General features: G+C 73.1%; 19 protein-coding genes. 12 read left to right on the top strand and 7 right to left on the bottom strand.

The genetic code is table 11. The annotated features are described in order from the left end of the window. Nucleotides 1–214: 214 nt before the first annotated feature. From ACIPSJ_RS18085 to pip, 3 genes are all read left to right on the top strand, one after another. Entirely contained in the window at nt 215–382 is a 168-nt protein-coding gene (locus ACIPSJ_RS18085; RefSeq protein WP_359211113.1) for a hypothetical protein, read from the top strand. A 159-nt stretch (nt 383–541) separates the two neighbouring features. Further along, entirely contained in the window at nt 542–1096 is a 555-nt protein-coding gene (locus ACIPSJ_RS18080) for a GtrA family protein (protein WP_359211115.1), read from the top strand. A gap of 127 nt (nt 1097–1223) precedes the next feature. Beyond that, nucleotides 1224–2222 (top strand): prolyl aminopeptidase, encoded by a 999-nt coding sequence (pip, locus tag ACIPSJ_RS18075; protein WP_401346776.1) that lies wholly within the window; start codon nt 1224–1226, stop codon nt 2220–2222. A 39-nt stretch (nt 2223–2261) separates the two neighbouring features. Here the strand turns inward: pip and ACIPSJ_RS18070 are convergent, their stop codons facing one another. Then, the gene (locus ACIPSJ_RS18070; protein ID WP_401346774.1) at nt 2262–3137 is read right to left on the bottom strand and encodes an LLM class flavin-dependent oxidoreductase; all 876 of its coding nucleotides are present in this window, start codon (nt 3135–3137) and stop codon (nt 2262–2264) included. 22 nt (nt 3138–3159) lie between these two features. Further along, complete coding sequence (locus ACIPSJ_RS18065) at nt 3160–4179, bottom strand: aldo/keto reductase (protein WP_401346772.1); 1020 nt, start codon at nt 4177–4179, stop codon at nt 3160–3162. Nucleotides 4180–4323: 144 nt separating this feature from the next. Between ACIPSJ_RS18065 and ACIPSJ_RS18060 the strand changes: the two genes are divergently transcribed. After that, nucleotides 4324–4899 (top strand): TetR/AcrR family transcriptional regulator, encoded by a 576-nt coding sequence (locus ACIPSJ_RS18060; RefSeq protein ID WP_401346771.1) that lies wholly within the window; start codon nt 4324–4326, stop codon nt 4897–4899. A gap of 295 nt (nt 4900–5194) precedes the next feature. On the opposite strand, the gene ACIPSJ_RS18055 is transcribed toward ACIPSJ_RS18060, so the two are convergent. Then, nucleotides 5195–5803 (bottom strand): TetR/AcrR family transcriptional regulator, encoded by a 609-nt coding sequence (locus ACIPSJ_RS18055; protein ID WP_359211129.1) that lies wholly within the window; start codon nt 5801–5803, stop codon nt 5195–5197. 105 nt (nt 5804–5908) lie between these two features. On the opposite strand from ACIPSJ_RS18055, the gene ACIPSJ_RS18050 reads away from it, so the two are divergent. The 3 genes from ACIPSJ_RS18050 (at nt 5909) to ACIPSJ_RS18040 (ending at nt 8325) form a co-directional block, all read left to right on the top strand. After that, entirely contained in the window at nt 5909–6340 is a 432-nt protein-coding gene (locus tag ACIPSJ_RS18050) for a tautomerase family protein (RefSeq protein ID WP_359211132.1), read from the top strand. Beyond that, a complete protein-coding gene (locus ACIPSJ_RS18045) occupies nt 6333–7346 on the top strand; it encodes a zinc-binding dehydrogenase (RefSeq protein ID WP_401346768.1) in 1014 nt (337 codons plus the stop codon). Before ACIPSJ_RS18050 ends, ACIPSJ_RS18045 begins: the two co-directional genes overlap by 8 nt. A gap of 361 nt (nt 7347–7707) precedes the next feature. Further along, entirely contained in the window at nt 7708–8325 is a 618-nt protein-coding gene (locus tag ACIPSJ_RS18040; RefSeq protein ID WP_401346766.1) for a TOPRIM nucleotidyl transferase/hydrolase domain-containing protein, read from the top strand. Nucleotides 8326–8409: 84 nt separating this feature from the next. Here the strand turns inward: ACIPSJ_RS18040 and ACIPSJ_RS18035 are convergent, their stop codons facing one another. Continuing rightward, complete coding sequence (locus ACIPSJ_RS18035) at nt 8410–9261, bottom strand: LLM class F420-dependent oxidoreductase (protein ID WP_401346763.1); 852 nt, start codon at nt 9259–9261, stop codon at nt 8410–8412. A 202-nt stretch (nt 9262–9463) separates the two neighbouring features. On the opposite strand from ACIPSJ_RS18035, the gene ACIPSJ_RS18030 reads away from it, so the two are divergent. Then, nucleotides 9464–10636, top strand: coding sequence for a right-handed parallel beta-helix repeat-containing protein (locus ACIPSJ_RS18030; RefSeq protein ID WP_401346761.1), 1173 nt, complete (start codon nt 9464–9466; stop codon nt 10634–10636). 65 nt (nt 10637–10701) lie between these two features. Here the strand turns inward: ACIPSJ_RS18030 and ACIPSJ_RS18025 are convergent, their stop codons facing one another. Then, nucleotides 10702–11751, bottom strand: a complete 1050-nt coding sequence (locus ACIPSJ_RS18025) for a chitinase (RefSeq protein ID WP_401346758.1) — start codon at nt 11749–11751, stop codon at nt 10702–10704. Nucleotides 11752–11985: 234 nt separating this feature from the next. Between ACIPSJ_RS18025 and ACIPSJ_RS18020 the strand changes: the two genes are divergently transcribed. Continuing rightward, nucleotides 11986–13026: an NlpC/P60 family protein gene (locus ACIPSJ_RS18020; RefSeq protein WP_393794519.1), complete on the top strand. Its 1041-nt coding sequence runs from the start codon at nt 11986–11988 to the stop codon at nt 13024–13026. On the opposite strand, the gene ACIPSJ_RS18015 is transcribed toward ACIPSJ_RS18020, so the two are convergent. Further along, nucleotides 13027–13692 (bottom strand): response regulator transcription factor, encoded by a 666-nt coding sequence (locus ACIPSJ_RS18015; protein WP_359211619.1) that lies wholly within the window; start codon nt 13690–13692, stop codon nt 13027–13029. Nucleotides 13693–13699: 7 nt separating this feature from the next. After that, nucleotides 13700–14959 carry a sensor histidine kinase gene (locus ACIPSJ_RS18010; RefSeq protein ID WP_401346756.1) on the bottom strand — a complete coding sequence of 420 codons (1260 nt, stop codon included), beginning with the start codon at nt 14957–14959 and terminating at the stop codon, nt 13700–13702. 179 nt (nt 14960–15138) lie between these two features. Here ACIPSJ_RS18010 and ACIPSJ_RS18005 point away from each other — a divergent pair, with 179 nt between their 5' ends. Genes ACIPSJ_RS18005 through ACIPSJ_RS17995 form a run of 3 tightly spaced genes read left to right on the top strand, consistent with a single transcriptional unit; the run spans nt 15139 to nt 18646 of the window. Continuing rightward, nucleotides 15139–15372, top strand: coding sequence for a hypothetical protein (locus ACIPSJ_RS18005; protein ID WP_359211150.1), 234 nt, complete (start codon nt 15139–15141; stop codon nt 15370–15372). After that, nucleotides 15369–16130 carry an ABC transporter ATP-binding protein gene (locus tag ACIPSJ_RS18000; protein ID WP_401346753.1) on the top strand — a complete coding sequence of 254 codons (762 nt, stop codon included), beginning with the start codon at nt 15369–15371 and terminating at the stop codon, nt 16128–16130. The genes ACIPSJ_RS18005 and ACIPSJ_RS18000 overlap by 4 nt, the downstream gene beginning before the upstream one ends. Before the next feature lie 5 nt (nt 16131–16135). Further along, entirely contained in the window at nt 16136–18646 is a 2511-nt protein-coding gene (locus tag ACIPSJ_RS17995) for an FtsX-like permease family protein (RefSeq protein WP_401346752.1), read from the top strand. The last annotated feature ends 75 nt before the right edge of the window (nt 18647–18721 follow it).

Raw genomic sequence — 18721 nt, 5'->3', positions numbered from 1 at the left:
CGACGCCCCGCACGGCGCGGCGCGGCGCCGCCCCCGCCCCCCCCGCCCCACTGCCCGGGCCCCCCCTCTCCCCCGCACCCGGCCGGCCGCCCCCCGGGGGGGGGGCCCCCGCCCCCCCCACCGGTCCGGGTGGCCGGGTCCTCGTGACGGCGGCCCGGCCGCGGGAGGGTTGTTCTCGCAAGGCCGACCCCCTCCCCACGGACAGGACGCCACGATGCCGCACACCGCCGCCATGAACCGCAGCCCCCGCACCGCCCGCCCGGCCCCGGGCACCCCCGCCCCGGCCCGCCCGGCCCGCGGAGCCACGACCGTGCAGGTCATGCCCCTCTGGGAAGCCATGGCACTGCTCTTCGCCCCGGCGAAGACCGTCGAACGCCCCTGAGTCACCTCTCGACGTGACCCAGCACACCGCGATTTAACTTGCGTAAGTCAAGCAACTTATTTTATGCTTGCGTAAGTCAAGTAAATGCCTCGTCGACGGACACCACGACCGCCCCGCCCCGCCCCGCCCCGCCCCGCCCCGCCCCGGAGAGGAAACGCCATGCAGTCACAGGAAGGGAACCAGGCCGCCCCGTCCGCCTCCGGCCCGCTGGCCTCCTTCGCGCGGTTCGTCCTGTTCGGCGGCGGGGTCGGAGTCCTCTCCAGCGGTGCCGTGACTCTGCTGGCCGGAGCCATGCCCTGGGCACTGGCCAACGCCGTGATCACGGTCGCCTCCACCCTCCTCTGCACCGAGCTGCACGCACGATTCACCTTCGGCACCGGCAGACGGGCCGGCTGGCGCGAACACTGGCAGTCCGCCGGCTCGGCCGCCGCCGCCTACGCGGTGACCTGCGCCGCCATGTTCCTGCTGCACCTCGTGCAGTCTTCGCCCGGCGCGCTCATGGAACAGATCGTCTACCTCGGCGCCTCCGCACTGGCCGGCCTCGGCCGCTTCCTGGTCCTGCGCCTGTGCGTGTTCGCCACCGGCCGCACCCGCGCCCGGACCCACACCAGCACCCCGCGCCCGGTCGCGGCCCCGGCCAGGTCCCTTCCGATGCGGACCCCGAGGCAGGGCGCCACGCCCCCGCTGCCCCTGAGCACGCTCGCGACGGCCTGACCCGACACTCCCCAGGCGATCCAGACCGGGTGCCCAGGCCTCTCCCGCTCCAGTTAATACATGCCCGGGCCTCTCCCTCTCCGGTAATACATAGGGCTGTCCCCCACAGCCCCCAAGGGAGATCACCATGTCCGAGGAGTTCCCGCCCATCGAGCCCTACGCCCACGGGCTCCTCGACGTCGGCGACGGCGAGCGGATCTACTGGGAGACCAGCGGCGCCCCCGACGGAAAGGCCGCCTTGTGCGTGCACGGCGGCACGGGCAGCGGGGGGCGCCGCCACGCCCGCAGGCAGTTCGACCCCGAGGTCTACCGGATCGTGCTCTTCGACCAACGCGGCTGCGGTGAGAGCCGCCCGCACGCCTCCGACCCCGCCGTGAGTCTCGCCCACAACACCACCGACCACCTGATCGCCGACATGGAACGGCTGCGCGAGCACCTCGGCATCGAACGCTGGCTCCTCTACGGCGGTTCCTGGGGCTCCACGCTGATCCTCGCCTACGCCGAACGCCACCCGGAGCGGGTCTCCGGGATCGTCATCGCCGGTGTCACCATGACGCGCCCGGAGGAGACCGACTGGCTCTACCACGGCGTCGGCCGTCTGCTGCCCGGCCCCTGGGAGGCCTTCCGCGACGCCCTGCCGGCCACGGACCGCACCGGCAACCTCATCACCGCCTACAACCGTCTGCTGAACAGCCCGGACGAGGCGGTCCGGGTCGCCGCCGCCCGCGCCTGGACCACGTGGGAGGACGCGGTCATCGCCCATGAGGCACTGGGCAGTCCCGGCGCCTACAGCGACCGCCCCGACGACTCCCTGATGGCCTTCGTCCGCATCTGCGCGCACTACTTCGCCCATGACGCCTGGCTGGAGGACGGTCAACTGCTCCGCGACGCCCACCGGTTGGCCGGGATCCCAGGGGTACTGATCCACGGCCGGCTCGACCTCGGCAGCCCGCTGAAGACCGCTTGGGAGCTGGCCAAGGCCTGGCCGGACGCGGAACTGAAGGTGATCGACGACTCGGGCCACACCGGCAGTCCCGCGATGCGGCAGACGATCCTGTCGGCGATCGCACGGTTCGGAGAGGGAGGTGAGGGAGGTGAGGGAGGTCAGGTGAGGAGAGAGATGTGAGGGGGCGGTCCGTCGGGGCGGGGAGGCTTGCCCGCCGTGTCAGGCCGACTTGGCTATGAGTTCGTCGGCCACCCACCGGGCGACACCCTCCGGGTAGGGCGCCGGCAGGCCGAGGACGAGGTGGTGGAAGCCTGCGTCGAGGGCCTCGGCGATGGCGGTGCGGGTGGTCTCCGGGTGGGTGTAGGAGACGGGGAGGTGCATGGAGCGGGTGATCTCGGCGGGGTCGCGGCCGAGTTCGGCGCAGTAGCGGTCGAGGAGGGCGCTGCGGCGGACGCAGTCCTCGATGTCGCCGCCGGGGATGTTCCAGAGGTCGGCGTGCTCGGCGACCACGCGCAGGGTCGCCGAGGAACGGCCGCCGATCAGGATCGGGGGGTGGGGGCGCTGGACGGGTTTCGGGTTGGCGAACGCTCCGGTGAGGCGGTGGTGGGTGCCGTGGAAGTCGAAGGGCTCGGGGGCCGTCCACAGGCGGCGGATCAGGGCGCAGGACTCGGCGAGGCTCTCGACGGCCTGGGCGGGATCGGTGAAGGGCAGCCCGTGCGCCGGGTATTCACGCCGGGCCTCGGGCGGGTTCGGGCGGGAGCCGACGCCGATGCCGAAGTCGAGGCGGCCGTCGGAGACGACGTCGACGGTCGTGGCGATCTTGGCCAGTATCGCGGGCGGCCGGAAACGGTTGCTGGTCACCAGGACCCCCAGGCGCAGCCGCCGTGTCCGGGCGGCCAGGGCGGACAGCAGCGTCCAGCCTTCGTGGACCGGTCCGTCGAGGTCGCCGCCGATGGGCATGAGGTGGTCGAAGAGCCACGCGTGCTCGATCTCGGGGATCGCGTCCGCCTCCTGCCAGACCCGCAGGACGTCCGCGTAGGACACCCGCATGGGGGCGGTCATGATCCCGAAGCGGGGCGGTGAAGAGGGTGCCATGAGGGGGCCTCTCTGCCGTCGGTCAGCGGCGGCGCAGGGTCGGGTCGAGCAGGGCGGGCGGGGTGTCGAACTTCTCGTGGGCGGCCAGGTCGGTGCCGGGGGCGACGATCGCGTCGATCGCGTCGAGGACGTCGGCGGAGAGCACGGTGTCGGCGGCGGCGAGCTGGGCGCGGAGGTGGTCGGGGGTGCGGGGGCCGATGAGGGCGCTGGTGACACCGGGGTGGGCGGTGACGAAGCCGAGCGCGAGCTGGATCAGGGTCAGCCCGGCCTCGTCGGCGACGGCGGCCAGCCGCTCCACGGCGTCGAGCCGGGCCTGGTTGGCGGGCACGGTGAGGTCGAAGCGGTCGGGCAGGAACCGGGACCGGCTGGTGGCGATGGCACGGCCCCTGCGCACGGCGCCCGAGAGCCAGCCCGAGGCCAGCGGGCTCCACACCAGCACGCCCATCCCGTACTCCTCGGTCACCGGCAGCACATGGGCCTCGGCACCGCGCTGGAGTATGGAGTAGCTGGGCTGTTCGGTGACATACCGGCTCAGGTGGTGCTCGCGGGCGGCCCATTGACCCTGCACGATGCGGTAGGCCGGGAAGGTCGAGGAGCCGAAGTAGCGGATCTTCCCGGCGCGTTGCAGATCGGTGAGCGCCGACAGGGTCTCCTCGTCGCTCGCGGCCGGGTCCCAGCGGTGTATCTGGTAGAGGTCCACGTGATCGACGCCGAGTCGCCGCAGGCTGTTCTCCAGCTCGGTGACCAGCCAACGCCGTGATCCGCCCCGGTGGTTGCGCTCCTCGCCCATCGGCATGCCCGCCTTCGTGGCCAGCACGATGTCGTCACGGCGGCCGGCGATGGCCTTGCCCACCATCTCCTCCGACTCGCCCTCCCCGTACATGTCGGCGGTGTCGATCAGGTTGATCCCGGCGTCCAGGGCGGCGTCGACGATCGCGGTCGCCTCCTCCTGACCGGTGCGCCCGATCGCGCCGAAGTTCATCGCGCCGAGCGCGAGCGCACTGACCTGCACTCCGGTACGGCCCAAGGTGCGGTACTGCATGACCGGTCTCCTCGCATGACGTCCACATAAACGGGACAGTGTTCCGTGCGAAGCGGGACGGTGTCCCGTTTCATGTCTCCGACGATACGGAACGCTGTCCCGTTTAGCAACGCCCCGATAGGGTGACGGCGGAGGGAGCGCACGATGAAGAACGAGGACCAGTCGGCCCGGCCCCGGCGGGCGGACGCCCGGCGCAACGAGACGACCCTGCTGGAAGCGGCGGCCGCGGCGTTCGTCGCCTCGGGCGTGGAGGCACCGGTCCGCGACATCGCGGCCCGGGCGGGCGTCGGCACGGCCACCATCTACCGGCACTTCCCGACCCGCGCCGACCTGATCATCGCCGTCTACCGGCACCAGGTGGAGGCCTGCGCCGAGGCCGGACCGGCGCTGCTGACCACCGCGCCGAGCCCGTACGACGCACTGCGCGGGTGGATCGACCTCTTCGTGGACTTCCTCGCCACCAAGCACGGCCTCGCCGCCGCCCTCCACTCCGACCAGGCGGGCTTCGACACCCTCCACACCTATTTCCTGGACCGCCTCGTCCCCGTCTGCACCCGGCTCCTCGACGCGGCGACCGAGTCCGGCGAGATCCGCTCCGACCTGACGGCGTACGAGCTGATGCGCGGCGTCGGCAACCTCTGCATCGGCGCGGAGAACGACCCCCGTTACGACGCCCGCCGACTGGTCACCCTCCTGATCGGCGGACTGCGTCGCGCGTGACGCGGAGGGCCGAGCGTGATGTGGGGCCGGGCGCGTGCAACGCGGGGGCTGGCGCGTGCAACGCGGGGGCCACATGTGAAATGGACGGCCACATGTGACAGGGAGGCGGGCACGTGCGGCATGGGGGGCGGGCACGAGTAACACGGGGATCCGCATGCGACATGGAAGGCTACGTGCGGCATGAGGGCGGCCGCATGTGACGCGGGTGGCGCATGTGGCAGGGCGGGCGGGGGAGGCGGCTGGGGAGGCCTTGCGGAGTCGGTTTCGATGGAGGGTCCGCCCGACCGGCCGGCGGCTACGGCGCCGGAGTCGACGCGCCCGGGTCTGCGAGCGCGGCGGTGATCATCGTCTCCAGTTGGCGCGCGACCCGGTCCAGCGGACCCATGTCCCGGCGGGCCCGGCACATGGCGATGGCGCCCTCGACCGAGGCCACGACCAGGGTGGCCAGCTCGTCCGCGTGATCGGCCCCGCGGTCGCGCAGGGACCGGTCGAGGAGGCGCTCCCAGTCGTCGAACACCTCGGCGGCGGCCAGCAGTGCCGGGGGGAGTTCGCCGCCGGGAGGGGGCTCCTCGACCGAGACGGCCAGCACGGGACAGCCCGCTCGGAAGTCGCTCGCCACGACGATCTCCCGCCACAGGGCGAGAAAGGCGCGCAGCCCCGCGACCGGCCCCGCGTCCAGCTCCCTGCGCAGCAGGCGTTCGACGGCCGTACCGGCGTACCGCACCGCCTCCGTGGCCAGCTGCTGCTTGCCGTCGGGGAAGTAGTGGTACGTCGAACCGAGCGGCGCCTCGGCGTGTTTGGCCAGTTCGCGGATGCTCGTGGCGTTCAGGCCGCGCCGGCTGATCAGGTCGGCCGCACCGGCCACGATGCGCTCGCGTGACGGCGCGCCACTGGACTTGGCCAAGGCTCCGCTCCCTCCACCCCTCTGGCTATAACGCTCGTCATAGTCTAGCGTGACCTCGGTTTATAACGACCGTCATAACCCCACTCCCCGACCGAGGTGACATCCATGCCGATGATCCGGCTCACCGTCCCGTCCGGCTCGCTGACCGACGAGGGCCGCAGGACCGTCCGACACGACCTGGCCGCCGTACTGCTGCGCTGGGAGGGCGCACCCGACACCGCCTTCTTCCGCGCCCAGGCCTGGAGCTACCTCGTCGAACTGCCCGACGGCGCCCAGACCACCGCCGAGGACGACGCGCCCCGCTTCCTCGTGGACGTCACGGTCCCCGCGGGCGCGCTGTCCGAGCGCCGCAAGGCGGGGCTGGTGGCCGACGCCACCCGGACCGTCCTGGAGGCGGCCGGGCTCACCGAGGCCGACGCCCTGCGGGTGTGGGTGCTGGTCCACGAACAGCCGGACGGCACCTGGGGCGCGGGCGGTTCGGTCGTCCGGTACGCCGACCTGGTGGCGCTGGCGAAGGGGGCCGGGGCGGATGCGTGAGCTGACCTACGTCGGCCGCGACACCGTCGAGTGGCGCGAGGCACCGGACCCCAGGCCGCGCTCCGGAGCGGAGGCGATCGTGGCGCCCGTGGCGGCGACCTCCTGCGACGTGGACACCGCGATCCTCGCCGGGCACGGGTTCCTCGACCCGCCGTTCGCGCTGGGCCACGAGTGCGTCGCGAAGGTCGTCGAGACCGGGGACGCCGTCACCACCGTGACCCCGGGCGACCTGGTGGTCGTCCCCTGGTCGGTCAACTGCGGAGCCTGCGACCACTGCCGCGCCGGCCGCACCGCCCACTGCGCGGCCGTCCCGCACATGGCGATGTACGGCGCCCCGATCGGCGGCTCCTGGGGCGGGCTCTTCTCCGACCTGGTCCGGGTCCCGTACGCGGACGCCATGCTCGTGCCGCTGCCCGCCGACCTCGACCCGGTCGCCATGGCCTCGGCGAGCGACAACTGGTCGTTGTCGTGGCGCCTGGTGACCCCGCACCTGAGGAGTCGGCCGGGCGCCCGTGTCGTCGTGGTGGCGCGGGGCAGCATCGGCCTGTACGTCGTGGACATCGCCCGCGCGCTGGGCGCCTCGACCGTGCTCTACGTCGACCCCGACCCCGGACACCGGGAGATCGCCCGGGGTTTCGGCGCCGCCACGGCCGAGACCCTCGACCCGCCCGTCCACCACGGCTTCGACATCGCGGTGGAGGCGACCGGCCGGGTGGACCAACTGGCCCTGGCGGTACGGTCCCTCGCGCCCGAGGGTGTCTGCGAGTCGGCGGGCAATCACTTCCGCCCCGGCGAACTGCCCCTCCTCGACATGTACCTCACCGGCGTCACCCTCCGCATCGCCCGCGACAACGTCCGCGACCACCTCCCCGACGCCCTCGAACTGGCCCGCTCCGGCACGGTCGACCCGGCTCGCGTCGTCTCCCACGTGCTGGACTGGGAGCAGCTCCCGGAGGCCCTCCCGGAGAAACACCTCAAGCCGGTCTTCGTACGGACGGACATCTGAACGCCCGCGTGCCGCCGTGCGCCGCAGCTTCACGACGCCTCCTCATCCCGGCGCCTCGGCGGCCTGGCTCGACCCGGCCCGGCAGCACTGCGGCCAGGTACGACGGCCGGACAACACAGCCCGGCGGAAGAACGACAGCACAGCACGCCGACCACACGGCTCAGCCCGGCCGCACCGCGGCACGGCGGCACAGCGGCGCCGCAGCACTGCGGCCAGCCATCACAGCCAGACAACACAGCCCGGCGGAAGAACGACGGCACAGCACGCCGACCGAGCGGCTCGGCCGGCGGCCCAGCCGGGCAGCCCATTGCTCACCGATAACCCCTGGCATCCCCGCCCCGCCGGAGCGGAGACTCGTCCCATGGCGGACATGGGGGTGTTCCGGGAGGCGGTCGCCGAGTGGGCCGGTGGTGGGGCCGAGGGCCCTGCCCGCGCGCTGGCGGGGCGGCTGGGCGTGCGGGTCGCCGTGCTGCTCGAAGGGCCGAGTGATGTCGCGGCGGTCGACGCGCTGGCCGAGCGGCGCGGGCGGGACCTGGCGGCCGAGGGGGTGTGCGTGCTGCCGATGGGCGGTGCGATGAGCGTCGGGCGCTACGCCCGGCTCCTCGGACCGCCCGGCCTGGGCCTGCGCCTGACCGGGCTGTGCGACGAGCGGGAGCGGCCCTACTACGTCCGCGGCCTGGAGCGGGCCGGTGCCGACCAACACGCCTTCTTCGTCTGCGCGGCCGACCTGGAGGACGAACTCATCCGCGCGCTCGGCCCGGACCGGGTCGTCGACCTGGTCCGGGCCGAGGGCGACCAGCGCCCCCTGCGCACCTTCCTGAACCAGCCCGCCCAGCAAGGCCGCACCGCGCAGCAGCAACTGCGCCGCTTCTTCGGCACCACCTCGGGCCGCAAGATCCATTACGGCCGGGTCCTCGTCGAGGCCCTGGACCCCGACCGCGTACCCGCCCCGCTCGACGGACTCCTCGCCGCGCTCTGAGCGAACGCGAACGCGGACGCGGACGCAGACGCAGACGCAGACGCAGACGCGCAGCGGAGCGCCGGTTCGCCCGGCAGGGCCCCCTCAGCCACCCAGCCCCAGCGCCCCCGCCAGCACCCGGTACCCCGGAAGCGGGTCCGTGTCGCCGTCGGTCAGGAGTTGCAGCGTCACATGGTCGGCGCCGGCGTCGAGGTGGGCCCGTAGACCCGCCGCCACCTCGGCCGGGCCGCCGTGCACGATCAGGGCGTCGAAGAGGCGGTCGCTGCCGCCGTTCGCGAAGTCGGTGTCGTCGAAGCCGAGGCGGCGCAGGTTGCCGACGTAGTTGCTGAGGCCCAGGTAGCGGCCGAGCGTGAGGTCGCCGGTGGCGCGGGCCCGGGCGCGGTCCGTCTCCAGGACCACCTTCTGCTCGGGGGCCAGCAGGGTGCCGGGGCCGAGGATCTCGCGGGCCTGGCGGGTGTGCGCGGGGGTGACGAGGTAGGGGTGCGCGGCGGCCGTCCGTTCGGCGGCCAGCCGCAGCACGCGGGGGCCGAGCGCGGCCAGCGCCCGGCGCGCCACCGGTACGCCGCCCGCGTCGAGGGCGTCCAGGTAGTCGTTGAGCGCCTGGTAGGGCCGTACGAACTCCTGGGTCATCTCGCGATGCCCGGCGCCGATGCCGAGCAGGAAGCGGTCCGGGTGGCGTTCGGCGATGCGCCGGTAGGCGTGGACGACCTCCTCGGCCGGGTTGGCCCAGATGTTCACGATGCCGGTGGCGAGGACGAGGCGCTCGGTGGCGTCGAGCAGCCGCTCGATGTCGGCCAGGTCCGCGAGGGACGCGTTGCCCAGCCAGAGGGTGCCGTAGCCCAGGTCCTCCAGCGCGACCGCCAGCTCGGGCTCGGTCCTGTCGTGGCGCCACACACCGACGGCACCGAGGTCGATCTTGCCTGTGGTCTCTGTCATATCAGGGGCAACGGAGGGTCCACGACAGCTATTCCGATCGCCATCGAAATACGACCAGGAAGTGACGCCGAGCGATCACACCTGCGAACGCTCTTTACATACATGACTCTTGACGCGCCCACGACACCCTCTCTAGCTTCACGGAGAAAGCGCTTTCTGAACCTTCCGCATCTCGACACCCGCACCCGAACGGAGACGAACGATGCACGTGAGACCAGTCATCGCGGCCGTCGGCCTGCTCGCCGGCACGCTCGCCGCACTCTCCGGAACCCCCGCACAGGCCGCGTCCAGCGTGCTGTACGTGGCGCCGGGCGGCACCGACAGCGCGGCCGGCACCCAGTCGGCACCGACCACGCTCACCTCGGCGATCAGCCGGATCGCGGCCGGCGGCACGATCTACCTGCGCGGCGGGACGTACGCCTACTCCTCCACGGTGACCGTCCCGGCCGGTTCCAACGGCAGCTCCGGCGCGCTCACCACCCTGTCCGCCTACCCGGGCGAGACCCCGGTGCTCGACTTCTCGGCACAGAGCGAGAGTTCGTCGAACCGGGGGATCCAGCTCTTCGCCAACTACTGGCACCTGTACGGGCTCACGGTCGAGCACGCGGGCGACAACGGCATCTACGTCGGCGGCAGCAACAACGTCGTCGAGCGGACCGTGACCGCGTACAACCGCGACACCGGACTGCAGCTCGGCCGGATCTCCTCCAGCACGTCGAGCAGCGCGTGGCCGGCGAACAACCTGGTCGTCAGCTCCGAGTCGCACGACAACGCCGACAGCGACGGCGAGGACGCGGACGGCTTCGCCGCCAAGCTGACCACGGGCACCGGGAACGTGTTCCGGTACGACGTCTCGCACAACAACATCGACGACGGCTGGGACCTGTACACGAAGACCGACACGGGCGCCATCGGCCCGGTCACCATCGAGTACTCGCTCTCCTACGGCAACGGCACGCTCAGCGACGGCAGCCAGAGCGGGGACGGCGACCGCAACGGCTACAAGCTCGGCGGCGACGACATCGCCGTCAACCACGTGGTCCAGCACAACATCGCCTACGGCAACGGCCACCACGGGTTCACCTACAACAGCAACCCGGGCACGATGACCGTCTCCAACAACGTGGGCATCGACAACGCCGAGCGCAACTTCTCCTTCGACAAGGGCACTTCGGTGTTCCGGACCAACACCTCGTGCCGGTTCGCCGTCAGCGGCTCGAACGACAAGACCGTGGGCGACGCCGACAGCACGAACCAGTTCTGGACGGGCACCAACGGCTCCCGGTGCTCCTCCTACTCGGGCAGCCTCGGCTGGTCCTTCGCCTCCAGCGGCAAGCTGAACGTCACCTTCGGCGGGACGGTCGTCAACCCGTAACCGCGCACGCGGTTCGGCCCGGGCGTCCACACCCTGTGGACGCCCGGGCCGAACTGCCGGGGGAGCTACCGCCGCAGACCGGTGACCCGGGCGAAGGTGTGGCTGAAGTACCAGGTGTCCTGGGCGATTCCGGAGCAGGAGTCGGAGCCGCCGGTGCCGACGCAGGTGCCGTTGTCGCGCTGGAGGGCCCAGAAGGAGAGGGTGTCGATGCCCTGGGCGGCGGCCCAGCGGGCGACGGTGGCGGCGTTCTGGGTGGTGAAGGTCTCGGCGGGGCCGTAGTCGTCGATGCCGGGCATCTCGGTGACGCCGACCATGCCCCACAGCTGCCGGGAGCTCTTGTGCGGGTAGAGGGCGTGCAGTTGGCCGTGGAGGCCGGTCGCCGCGGTCTTCGTGTCGGTGGCCATGTCGTGGGTGGCGCCGTCGTAGTAGTCGAAGGTCATGATGTTGACGACGTCGACGCGCGCGTGGTTGGCGACGGCGTTCTGGAGGACGGCGAGACCGTCGGCCTCCAGGCCCTTGGTGGTGGTCGGCAGGGTGTAGGAGAACTGGAGCGGGCGGTGGGTGCGTTCGGCCCAGTGCTCGGCCTTGGCGATCGCCTTGTTGCGGCGGTCGATGCCTGCCGTGTTCGCGAGGGAGTCGGCCTCGACGTCGAGGTCGATGCGGCTGATGCCGTACGTCGTGACGAGCTTCTCGTAGACCCCGGCGATGGCGTCCACGTCGGTGCAGCTGTCGGCGAGTTCGGTGCCGGTGGTGTCGGCGCTGTAGCCGCCGAAGGAGGGGATGGCGTCGCCGCCGCGGGCCTGGAGGGTGGCGATGTCGGCGCCGAACACCGAGGGGGAGACGGGCTGGGCCGCGTCACCGTTCCAGTCGGCGGTGCAGGAGCCGGCGGCGGGCGTCTGGAGGAAGGCCAGGGTCAGGTACTTGTTGCCGGACTGGGCGGCGAGCGCGGCGGGGCTCTGGCCGGTCCAGGCCTCGAAGTAGGGGGCGGAGACATGCGCGGGCAGGGGCTTCGCGCGGTGCTGGGCCGAGGCGTGCGCGGCGCCGGCCCCGAAGGCAACGAGCGCGGCGGACAGGGCGGTTGCGGTCAGGGCGTGCAGGGCACGGGTGGGTCTCATGGGCGCCCATATTTGGACTAGACCACTTAACTGTCAAGGTTCCTAACAGTCACGGGCGGCACACCCCGCGACCCGGCCGCCGAAGAAGCCCTGCTGGAGACCCCTGGCAGATTTTTTTCATGCGGAGATTTGAACTGATCATTAGTGAGTCATTAATGTCTGATGCTCGTACCACTAGTTGACCCGTCAGCTGACCCGTTGCTCGACTCATCCGCTCGGAAGGAGCTCGCCTCCGTGGCGTCCCACCGTCGTCCCAAGCAGCCGAGCCGCGCTCGCGTCACCGTGCTCACCACCGCCGCCGCGGCAGCCGTGGTCCTCTCCTCGCAGGCGGCCGAGGCCGCGCCCGCCGCCAAGCCCAAGAAGGACGAGGTCAAGTCCCGGGTCGACAAGCTGTACGAGGAGGCCGAGCAGGCCACCGAGAAGCTCAACGGCGCCAAGGAGAAGCAGGAGAAGCTGCAGAAGCAGATATCCGCGCTGCAGGACTCGGTCGCGCGCGGCCAGGACGAGCTGAACGACCTGCGGGACGGCATCGGCAGCATGGCCACCGCCCAGTACCGCAGCGGCGGCATCGACCCGTCCCTGCAGCTGTTCCTCTCCTCCGACCCGGACAGCTACCTGGACAAGGCCTCCACCCTCGACCAGTTGAGCAGCCAGCAGGTCGAGACGCTGAAGAAGATCCAGGCCAAGCAGCGCGAACTGGCCCAGGAACGGGCCGAGGCCACCGGCAAGCTCAAGGACCTGGCCGCCACCCGGACCGAACTCGCGGAGAAGAAGAAGGAGGTCCAGGGCAAGCTCGCCGAGGCGCAGAAGCTGCTCAACAGCCTCACCGCCGCCGAGAAGGCCGCCCTCGCCGCCGACCAGGAGCGCGCCAGCCGCTCCTCCAGCGAGCGGGTGGACCTCGGCAGCGACACCTCCGCCACCGGCCGGGCCGCCGCCGCCTTCGCCGCCGCCAAGACGAAGATCGGCACCCCGTACGTCTACGGCGCCACCGGCCCGTCCTCCTTCGACTGCTCGGGCCTGACCTCCTGGGCCTACGCGCAGGCCGGGGTCTCCATCCCCCGTACCTCCGAGTCCCAGTCGACGATCGGCACCAAGATCTACTCGACGTCCGGCCTCCAGGTCGGCGACCTGGTCTTCTTCTTCAACGACCTGCACCACGTGGGCCTGTACGCGGGCAACGGGCAGATCCTGCACGCCCCGCGCACCGGCACCGTCGTCCGCTACGAGTCGATGAGCACCATCGGCGGACCCTTCATGTTCGGCGTCCGCGTCTAGCTACTGGCGCGAGCGCACGCGCGCGTCCTCCAGGTAGTGCAGGACCGCCGCCACCCGGCGGTCCACCCGGTCCGCCGGGGACAGGTCGAGCTTGGCGAAGATGGACCGGATGTGCTTGTGCACGGCGCCGTCGGTGACGACGAGGCGTTCCGCGATGGCCGAGTTGCCGAGGCCCTCGGCCATCAGGGCCAGCACATCGCGTTCGCGCGGGCTGAGCCGTTCCAGGCGGGTGTCCTGGCGGGAACGGGTGAAGAGCTGGGCGACGACCTCGGGGTCGATGGCCGTCCCGCCGGACGCCACCCGGTGCAGTGCGTCGAGGAACTCCTCGACCCGGCCCACCCGTTCCTTGAGCAGATAGCCGAGCCCGCCGACCCCGCCGGTGAGCAGCTGCGTCGCGAAGCTCTGCTCGACGTATGCCGACAGGACGAGAACGGCGAGCCCCGGGTGGCGGCGCCGGGCCTCCACGGCCGCGCGGATGCCCTCGTCGGTGTGGGTGGGCGGCATCCGGACGTCCAGGATCGCGATGTCGGGGCGGTGCGCGTCGATGGCGTCCAGGGCGGCGTCGGCCGTGCCGGCGGTGGCCGCCACGTCGAGGCCCTCGGCGCGCAGGAGGAGGGCGAGGCCCTCGCGGAGGAGCGGGTCGTCCTCGGCCATCACGATGCGCAGTGGCATGTCACATTCCACAGGGCAGTTCCACCTCCAGGTCCGTCGGCCCGCCCACCGGACTGGTCAGGCGCAGGATGCCGTCGTGCGCCGCGACCCGGCGCCGGATGCCGGTGAGCCCGGAGCCGCCGTCGGGGTCCGCGCCGCCCCGGCCGTCGTCGGTGACGGTCAGCCGGAGCCGTCCGCCCCGGGCCCGCACGGTGACCGAAGCGCGCCCCGCACCGCTGTGCTTGGCGACGTTGGTGAGGGCCTCGGCGACGACGAAGTAGGCGGTCGCCTCGACGGAGGCGGCACAGCGTTCGGGCGCGTCGACGTCGATCCGGCACGGCACCGGCGACTCGGCGGCCAGCCCCGACAGGGCCCCGGCGAGGCCCCGGTCGTCGAGCACCGGCGGCAGGATGCTCCGCGAGACCGTGCGCAGTTCGGCCAGCGCCTGCTCGGCGGCGGACTGGGCGCGCTCCAGGATCTCGTCGGCGCGGGACGGGTCTCGGGCCACCTGGCGGCGGGCGGCGCCGAGCAGCACGGTGACCGAGACCAGCCGGTTCTGGGTGCCGTCGTGCAACGCCCGCTCGATGCGCCGCAGTTCGATGGCGTGCGCGTCCAGGGCGGCGGCCCGGGTGGCGGTCAGCTCGGCGACCCGCAGGGAGAGGTCCTGGCCGGGCCCGGCGGCCAGCAGCCGTCGCCCCGGCTCGGCCTGGAGCCGGGCCATCCCGGGGGTCAGCCCCAGGATGACCGCGATCGACCCGACGCCGAACGCGCCGACGGCGAAGGCGTCCGCCCAGGAGTGCGCGACGCCGTAGCCGAAGGAGGTGGCGGTCGTGTCCGCGGGCGAGAACCGCCAGTACAGCGGGAAGAGGGTGTCCCGTACGGCGGACAGCGTCAGATAGACCCCGAGCAGCCCCAGGGCCGGCCCGGCGGTGCCGTGCCGGAGCAGCCAGCGCAGTTCGCGCCGGGTGGTGGGGTCGGCGAGCGCCGGCCGCAGCCGGGCGGGCGGCGGATCCGGCGCGATCACCTCGGGACCGCGCCGTCCGAGCCGCTCCCGCTCCCGGCCGGCCAGCGCGTGCAGGGCACGCAGCGCGAGGGGGGCGAGCAGCAGGCCCACGCCCAGCGGCGCGGTCACCGCCGTCACCGCGAGCAGGAGCAGCAGGCCGAACGCCGGAACGGCCGTACCGAGCCCGCCGACCAGCTCGGCCAGCGCGGCGCCCGCGGCCCGCAGCGTCCGTTCGGCGAGGGCCCGGACACCCTCCGCCCGCGCACCGGTGACGGCCATCGGCACCCCTTCCGTCGTCGTCGACGACCCTAAGGCGTACGGGAGTTCGGCGGGCCCGCCGAAGCCGAAAGGTACAGCCTGCTGTACCTCGGACCGGGCGGCCCACGGGATCGGCCGAGGGGGGTCACGGTCCGTAGCGTCGGTGCCCTGATCCCAGGAAGCAGCGCCAGGAGGACCGTGTGACCGGCACCGACCCCTACCGTTTCACCAGCCCGCCGCCCCCGGCGACGGATCCGGGCCGCGGCGCGGACCTCACCCGCACCCTGCTCTGGTCCCTGCTGGTGCTCAGCGCGGCCGCCAACATGGCGACCTCGTACAGCGGTGTCACCCCCTGGGCGAACGTGGCCTGCGGAGTGGTGACCCTGCTCAGCGCGGGCGCCCTGGCGGTACGACGACTGCGGGGCCGTCGATGAACACGACCGCGCACCCGGCCACGACGGACACCGCACGGCGGGCCCCGGCGATCGCGCTGACCGGCGTCGGCAAGACGTACGCGGGCGGGGTACGGGCCCTGGACGACGTGTCGCTCACCGTGGAACACGGCACCTTCCTCGCCGTGATGGGGCCCTCCGGCTCCGGCAAGAGCACGCTGATGCACTGCGCGGCCGGGCTGGACACGCCGACCTCGGGCAGCGTCCGCATCGACGGCCGGGAGATCGCCGGGCTGAACGAGACCAGGCGCACCGAACTCCGCCGGGAGCGCGTCGGTTTCGTCTTCCAGGCGTACAACCTGATCCCGTCCCTCTCGGTCGAGGACAACATCACGCTGCCGCTGCGGCTGGCCGGCCGCCGCCCCGACCGGGAGTGGATCGGCACCCTCGTCGAACGGGTCGGACTGGCCGACCGGCTCCACCACCGCCCCGCCGAACTCTCCGGCGGCCAGCAGCAACGAGCGGCCCTGGTACGGGCGTTGGCGACCCGTCCGGCGGTCGTCTTCGCCGACGAGCCGACCGGCGCGCTCGACCTGCGCAGCGCCCACCAGGTCCTCGACCTGCTCCGGACGCTCGTCGACGACCTCGGCCAGACCGTCGTCATGGTCACCCACGACCCGGCCGCCGCGGCCCGCGCGCACACCGCGCTGGTGATGGCCGACGGCCGGGTGGTCGAGGCCGTGGACCGCCCGGCGGCCGCGGAACTGGCGGCCCGGCTGGCCGCGTTGGGAGAGCACTGATCACCATGCTGCACTTCGCCCTGCGGATGGCCGCCCACCGGATCGCCTCGCTGCTCGCCGTGGCCTGCGCGGTCCTCGGCGGCGCGGCCCTGATCACCGCCACGGGGGTGCTGGCCGAGTCCGGCCTGCGCTCCCAGCTGCCGCCCGGACGGCTCGGCGGCGCGGCCGTCGTGGTCGCCGCCGACCAGGAGTACCACCCGTCCGGCGACCTGCCGATCGCGCTGCCCGAGCGGGCCGCGGTCCCGGCCGCCCTCACCGCCCGGCTGGCGGGCCTGCCCGGCGTCACGGCGGCGGTCGGCGACCTCGGCCTCCCGGCCGCGCTGACCGACCCGCACGGCCGCCTCCTCGCGGTCGCCGACCAGGACCCGGCGGCCGCGGGCCACGGCTGGTCCTCGACGAAGCTGCTCGACGCCCCGCGCGTCGAGGGCCGGGCCCCGGCGCACGCGAACGAGGTGGCGGTGGACGCGTCGACCGGCCTCGCCGTCGGCGACCGGGTGCGCGTCGCCGCGAACGGCCGCACCGCCACCGCCTACCGGGTGACGGCCCTGGTCCACGCCCCGGACGCGGGGATCTACTTCGCGGACGCGACGGCGGCACGCCTCCGCGCGAACACCGGCGCCGTCGACCTCGTCGGCCTGCGCACCGCCCCCGGAGCCGAGGAGCGGGTCGCCTCCGAGGTCCGGGAGGCGGTCGCCGGTACCGGCCTGAAGGTCCTCACCGGGGCCGACCGGGGCGTGGCCGTCGCCCCGGGCGTCGGCTCGGCCCGCTCCCTGCTCGTGCTGCTCTCCGGTTCGCTCGCCGGGATCGTGCTGCTGATCACCGGGTTCGTCACGGCGGGCGCGCTGGGTGTGGCGATCGCGGGCCAGCGCCGGGACCTGGCGCTGATGCGGGCGGTCGGGGCGACACCCCGGCAGATCCGCCGGCTGGCGGCGGCCCAGTCCACGGCGGTGACGGCCGCGGCCCTGATCCCCGGCATCGCCCTCGGCTATCTCCTCGCGGCCCGCTTCCGCACCCTCCTCGTCCACCGGGACGTGCTGCCGCCCCGACTCCCCCTCACCCTCAGCCCGTTGCCCGCCCTGGCCGCGATCCTGCTGCTCGTCGCGACCGTCTGCCTCGCGGCCCGCTGCGCGGCCTGGCGCACCTCGAAGATGCCGGCCACCGAGGCGGTCGCCGAGTCCCGCAGCGAACCCCGCACCCCGTCCCGGGCCCGGACAGCCACGGGCCTGCTCCTGATGGCCGTCTCCCTCGTGCTGTCCGTCCCCCCGCTGCTGCAACGCACCCTGATCGGCGCCTCCGCCACCTCCATCGCGGGCATCGTCGCCGCGATCGGCCTGGCACTGGCGGGCCCCGCGCTGGTCCGCTCGGCGGGCGAGACGGTCGTACGACGGCTGCGCCCCGGGGTGTCCGCGCCTACCTGGCTGGCGATGTCCAACGTACGGGCGTACGCGCAGCGCGTGACCGGGGTGATCAGCCCGCTCGCCATGGCCGTCGTGTTCGTGCTGACGTACACGCTCGCGCAGACCACGGTGCTGGCCGCGACCTCGGACGACACCCGTACGGGCACGCTCGCCGGGTACCGGCTGAGCGCGCCGGCGCTGGGCGGGCTGCCGACGGACACGCTCTCCGAGGTACGGCGGCTGCCGGGGGTGCGGGCGGCGGCGCCGGTCAGTACGACCACCGTGGTGTGGCCGTACCGCATGTTCGACGACACCGAGACCGAGTCGGCCGCCGCGCTGATCCTCACCCCGGCCGCGCGGGACGTCCTCGACCTGGGTGTGAAGGAGGGCAGCGTGTCCGGCCTGACCGGCGCGACGGTGGCCGTCAGCAGCGAGGTGGCGGGGCCGCGCGACGCCCGACTCGGCGCCCGTATCAAGCTGTTCCTCGGCGACGGCGCGCCCGTCGAGGCGAAGGTGGTGGCCGTGTACGGCCGCGGGCTGGGCTTCGGACCGGTCGTCCTCTCCCACGACCTGGCCGCCGGGCACACCACGTCCGGCCTCGACCAGAGCGTCCTGGTCCGCACCGACGGCACGGCCACCGCCGAGCGCGGGCTCACCGCCCTGGCCGCCGCCCGCCCCGGCCTCGCCCTCTCGGACACGGCCCCCGACGCGGGCGCGGACACCCCGCCCGAGGTGTGGGTGAACCTCGCCGTCATCGTCGTCCTGCTCGGCTATCTGCTGCTCAGCATCGCCAACCGGCTGGTCGCGGCGACGGCCCAGCGCCGTACGGAGATCGCCGCGTTGCGCCTGGTCGGCACCACGCCCCGGCAGATCCTCGCGATGATGCGCCGGGAGGCCGGGGTGATCGCGGTCGCCGCGCTGGTGTCGGGGGCCGCGCTGTCCGCGGTGCCGCTGGCGCTGCTGGGCCAGGGCTTCCTGGACCGGCCCTGGCCGGCGGGGCCGGCCTGGCTGGCGCCGGCCGCCGCGGTGACGGTGATCGTCACGGCGTACGTCACGATCGAGCTGCCGACGCGAAGGGCGTTGCGGGTGCCTCCGGCGGAGGCCGTGAGAGCCCCGTGAGGAGAGCCCCGTAAGGGGCGCGAGGAACTGCGCGATCAGCCACGACGGACCGTCACGGGTCGAACGGTGCTCAGC

Origin of the sequence: Streptomyces sp. NPDC090088 (assembly GCF_044747345.1) — a bacterium.
Lineage (GTDB): Bacteria > Actinomycetota > Actinomycetes > Streptomycetales > Streptomycetaceae > Streptomyces.
The sequence above is the reverse complement of the archived record's forward strand: the minus strand, read 5'-3'. Positions and strand labels throughout refer to the sequence as shown.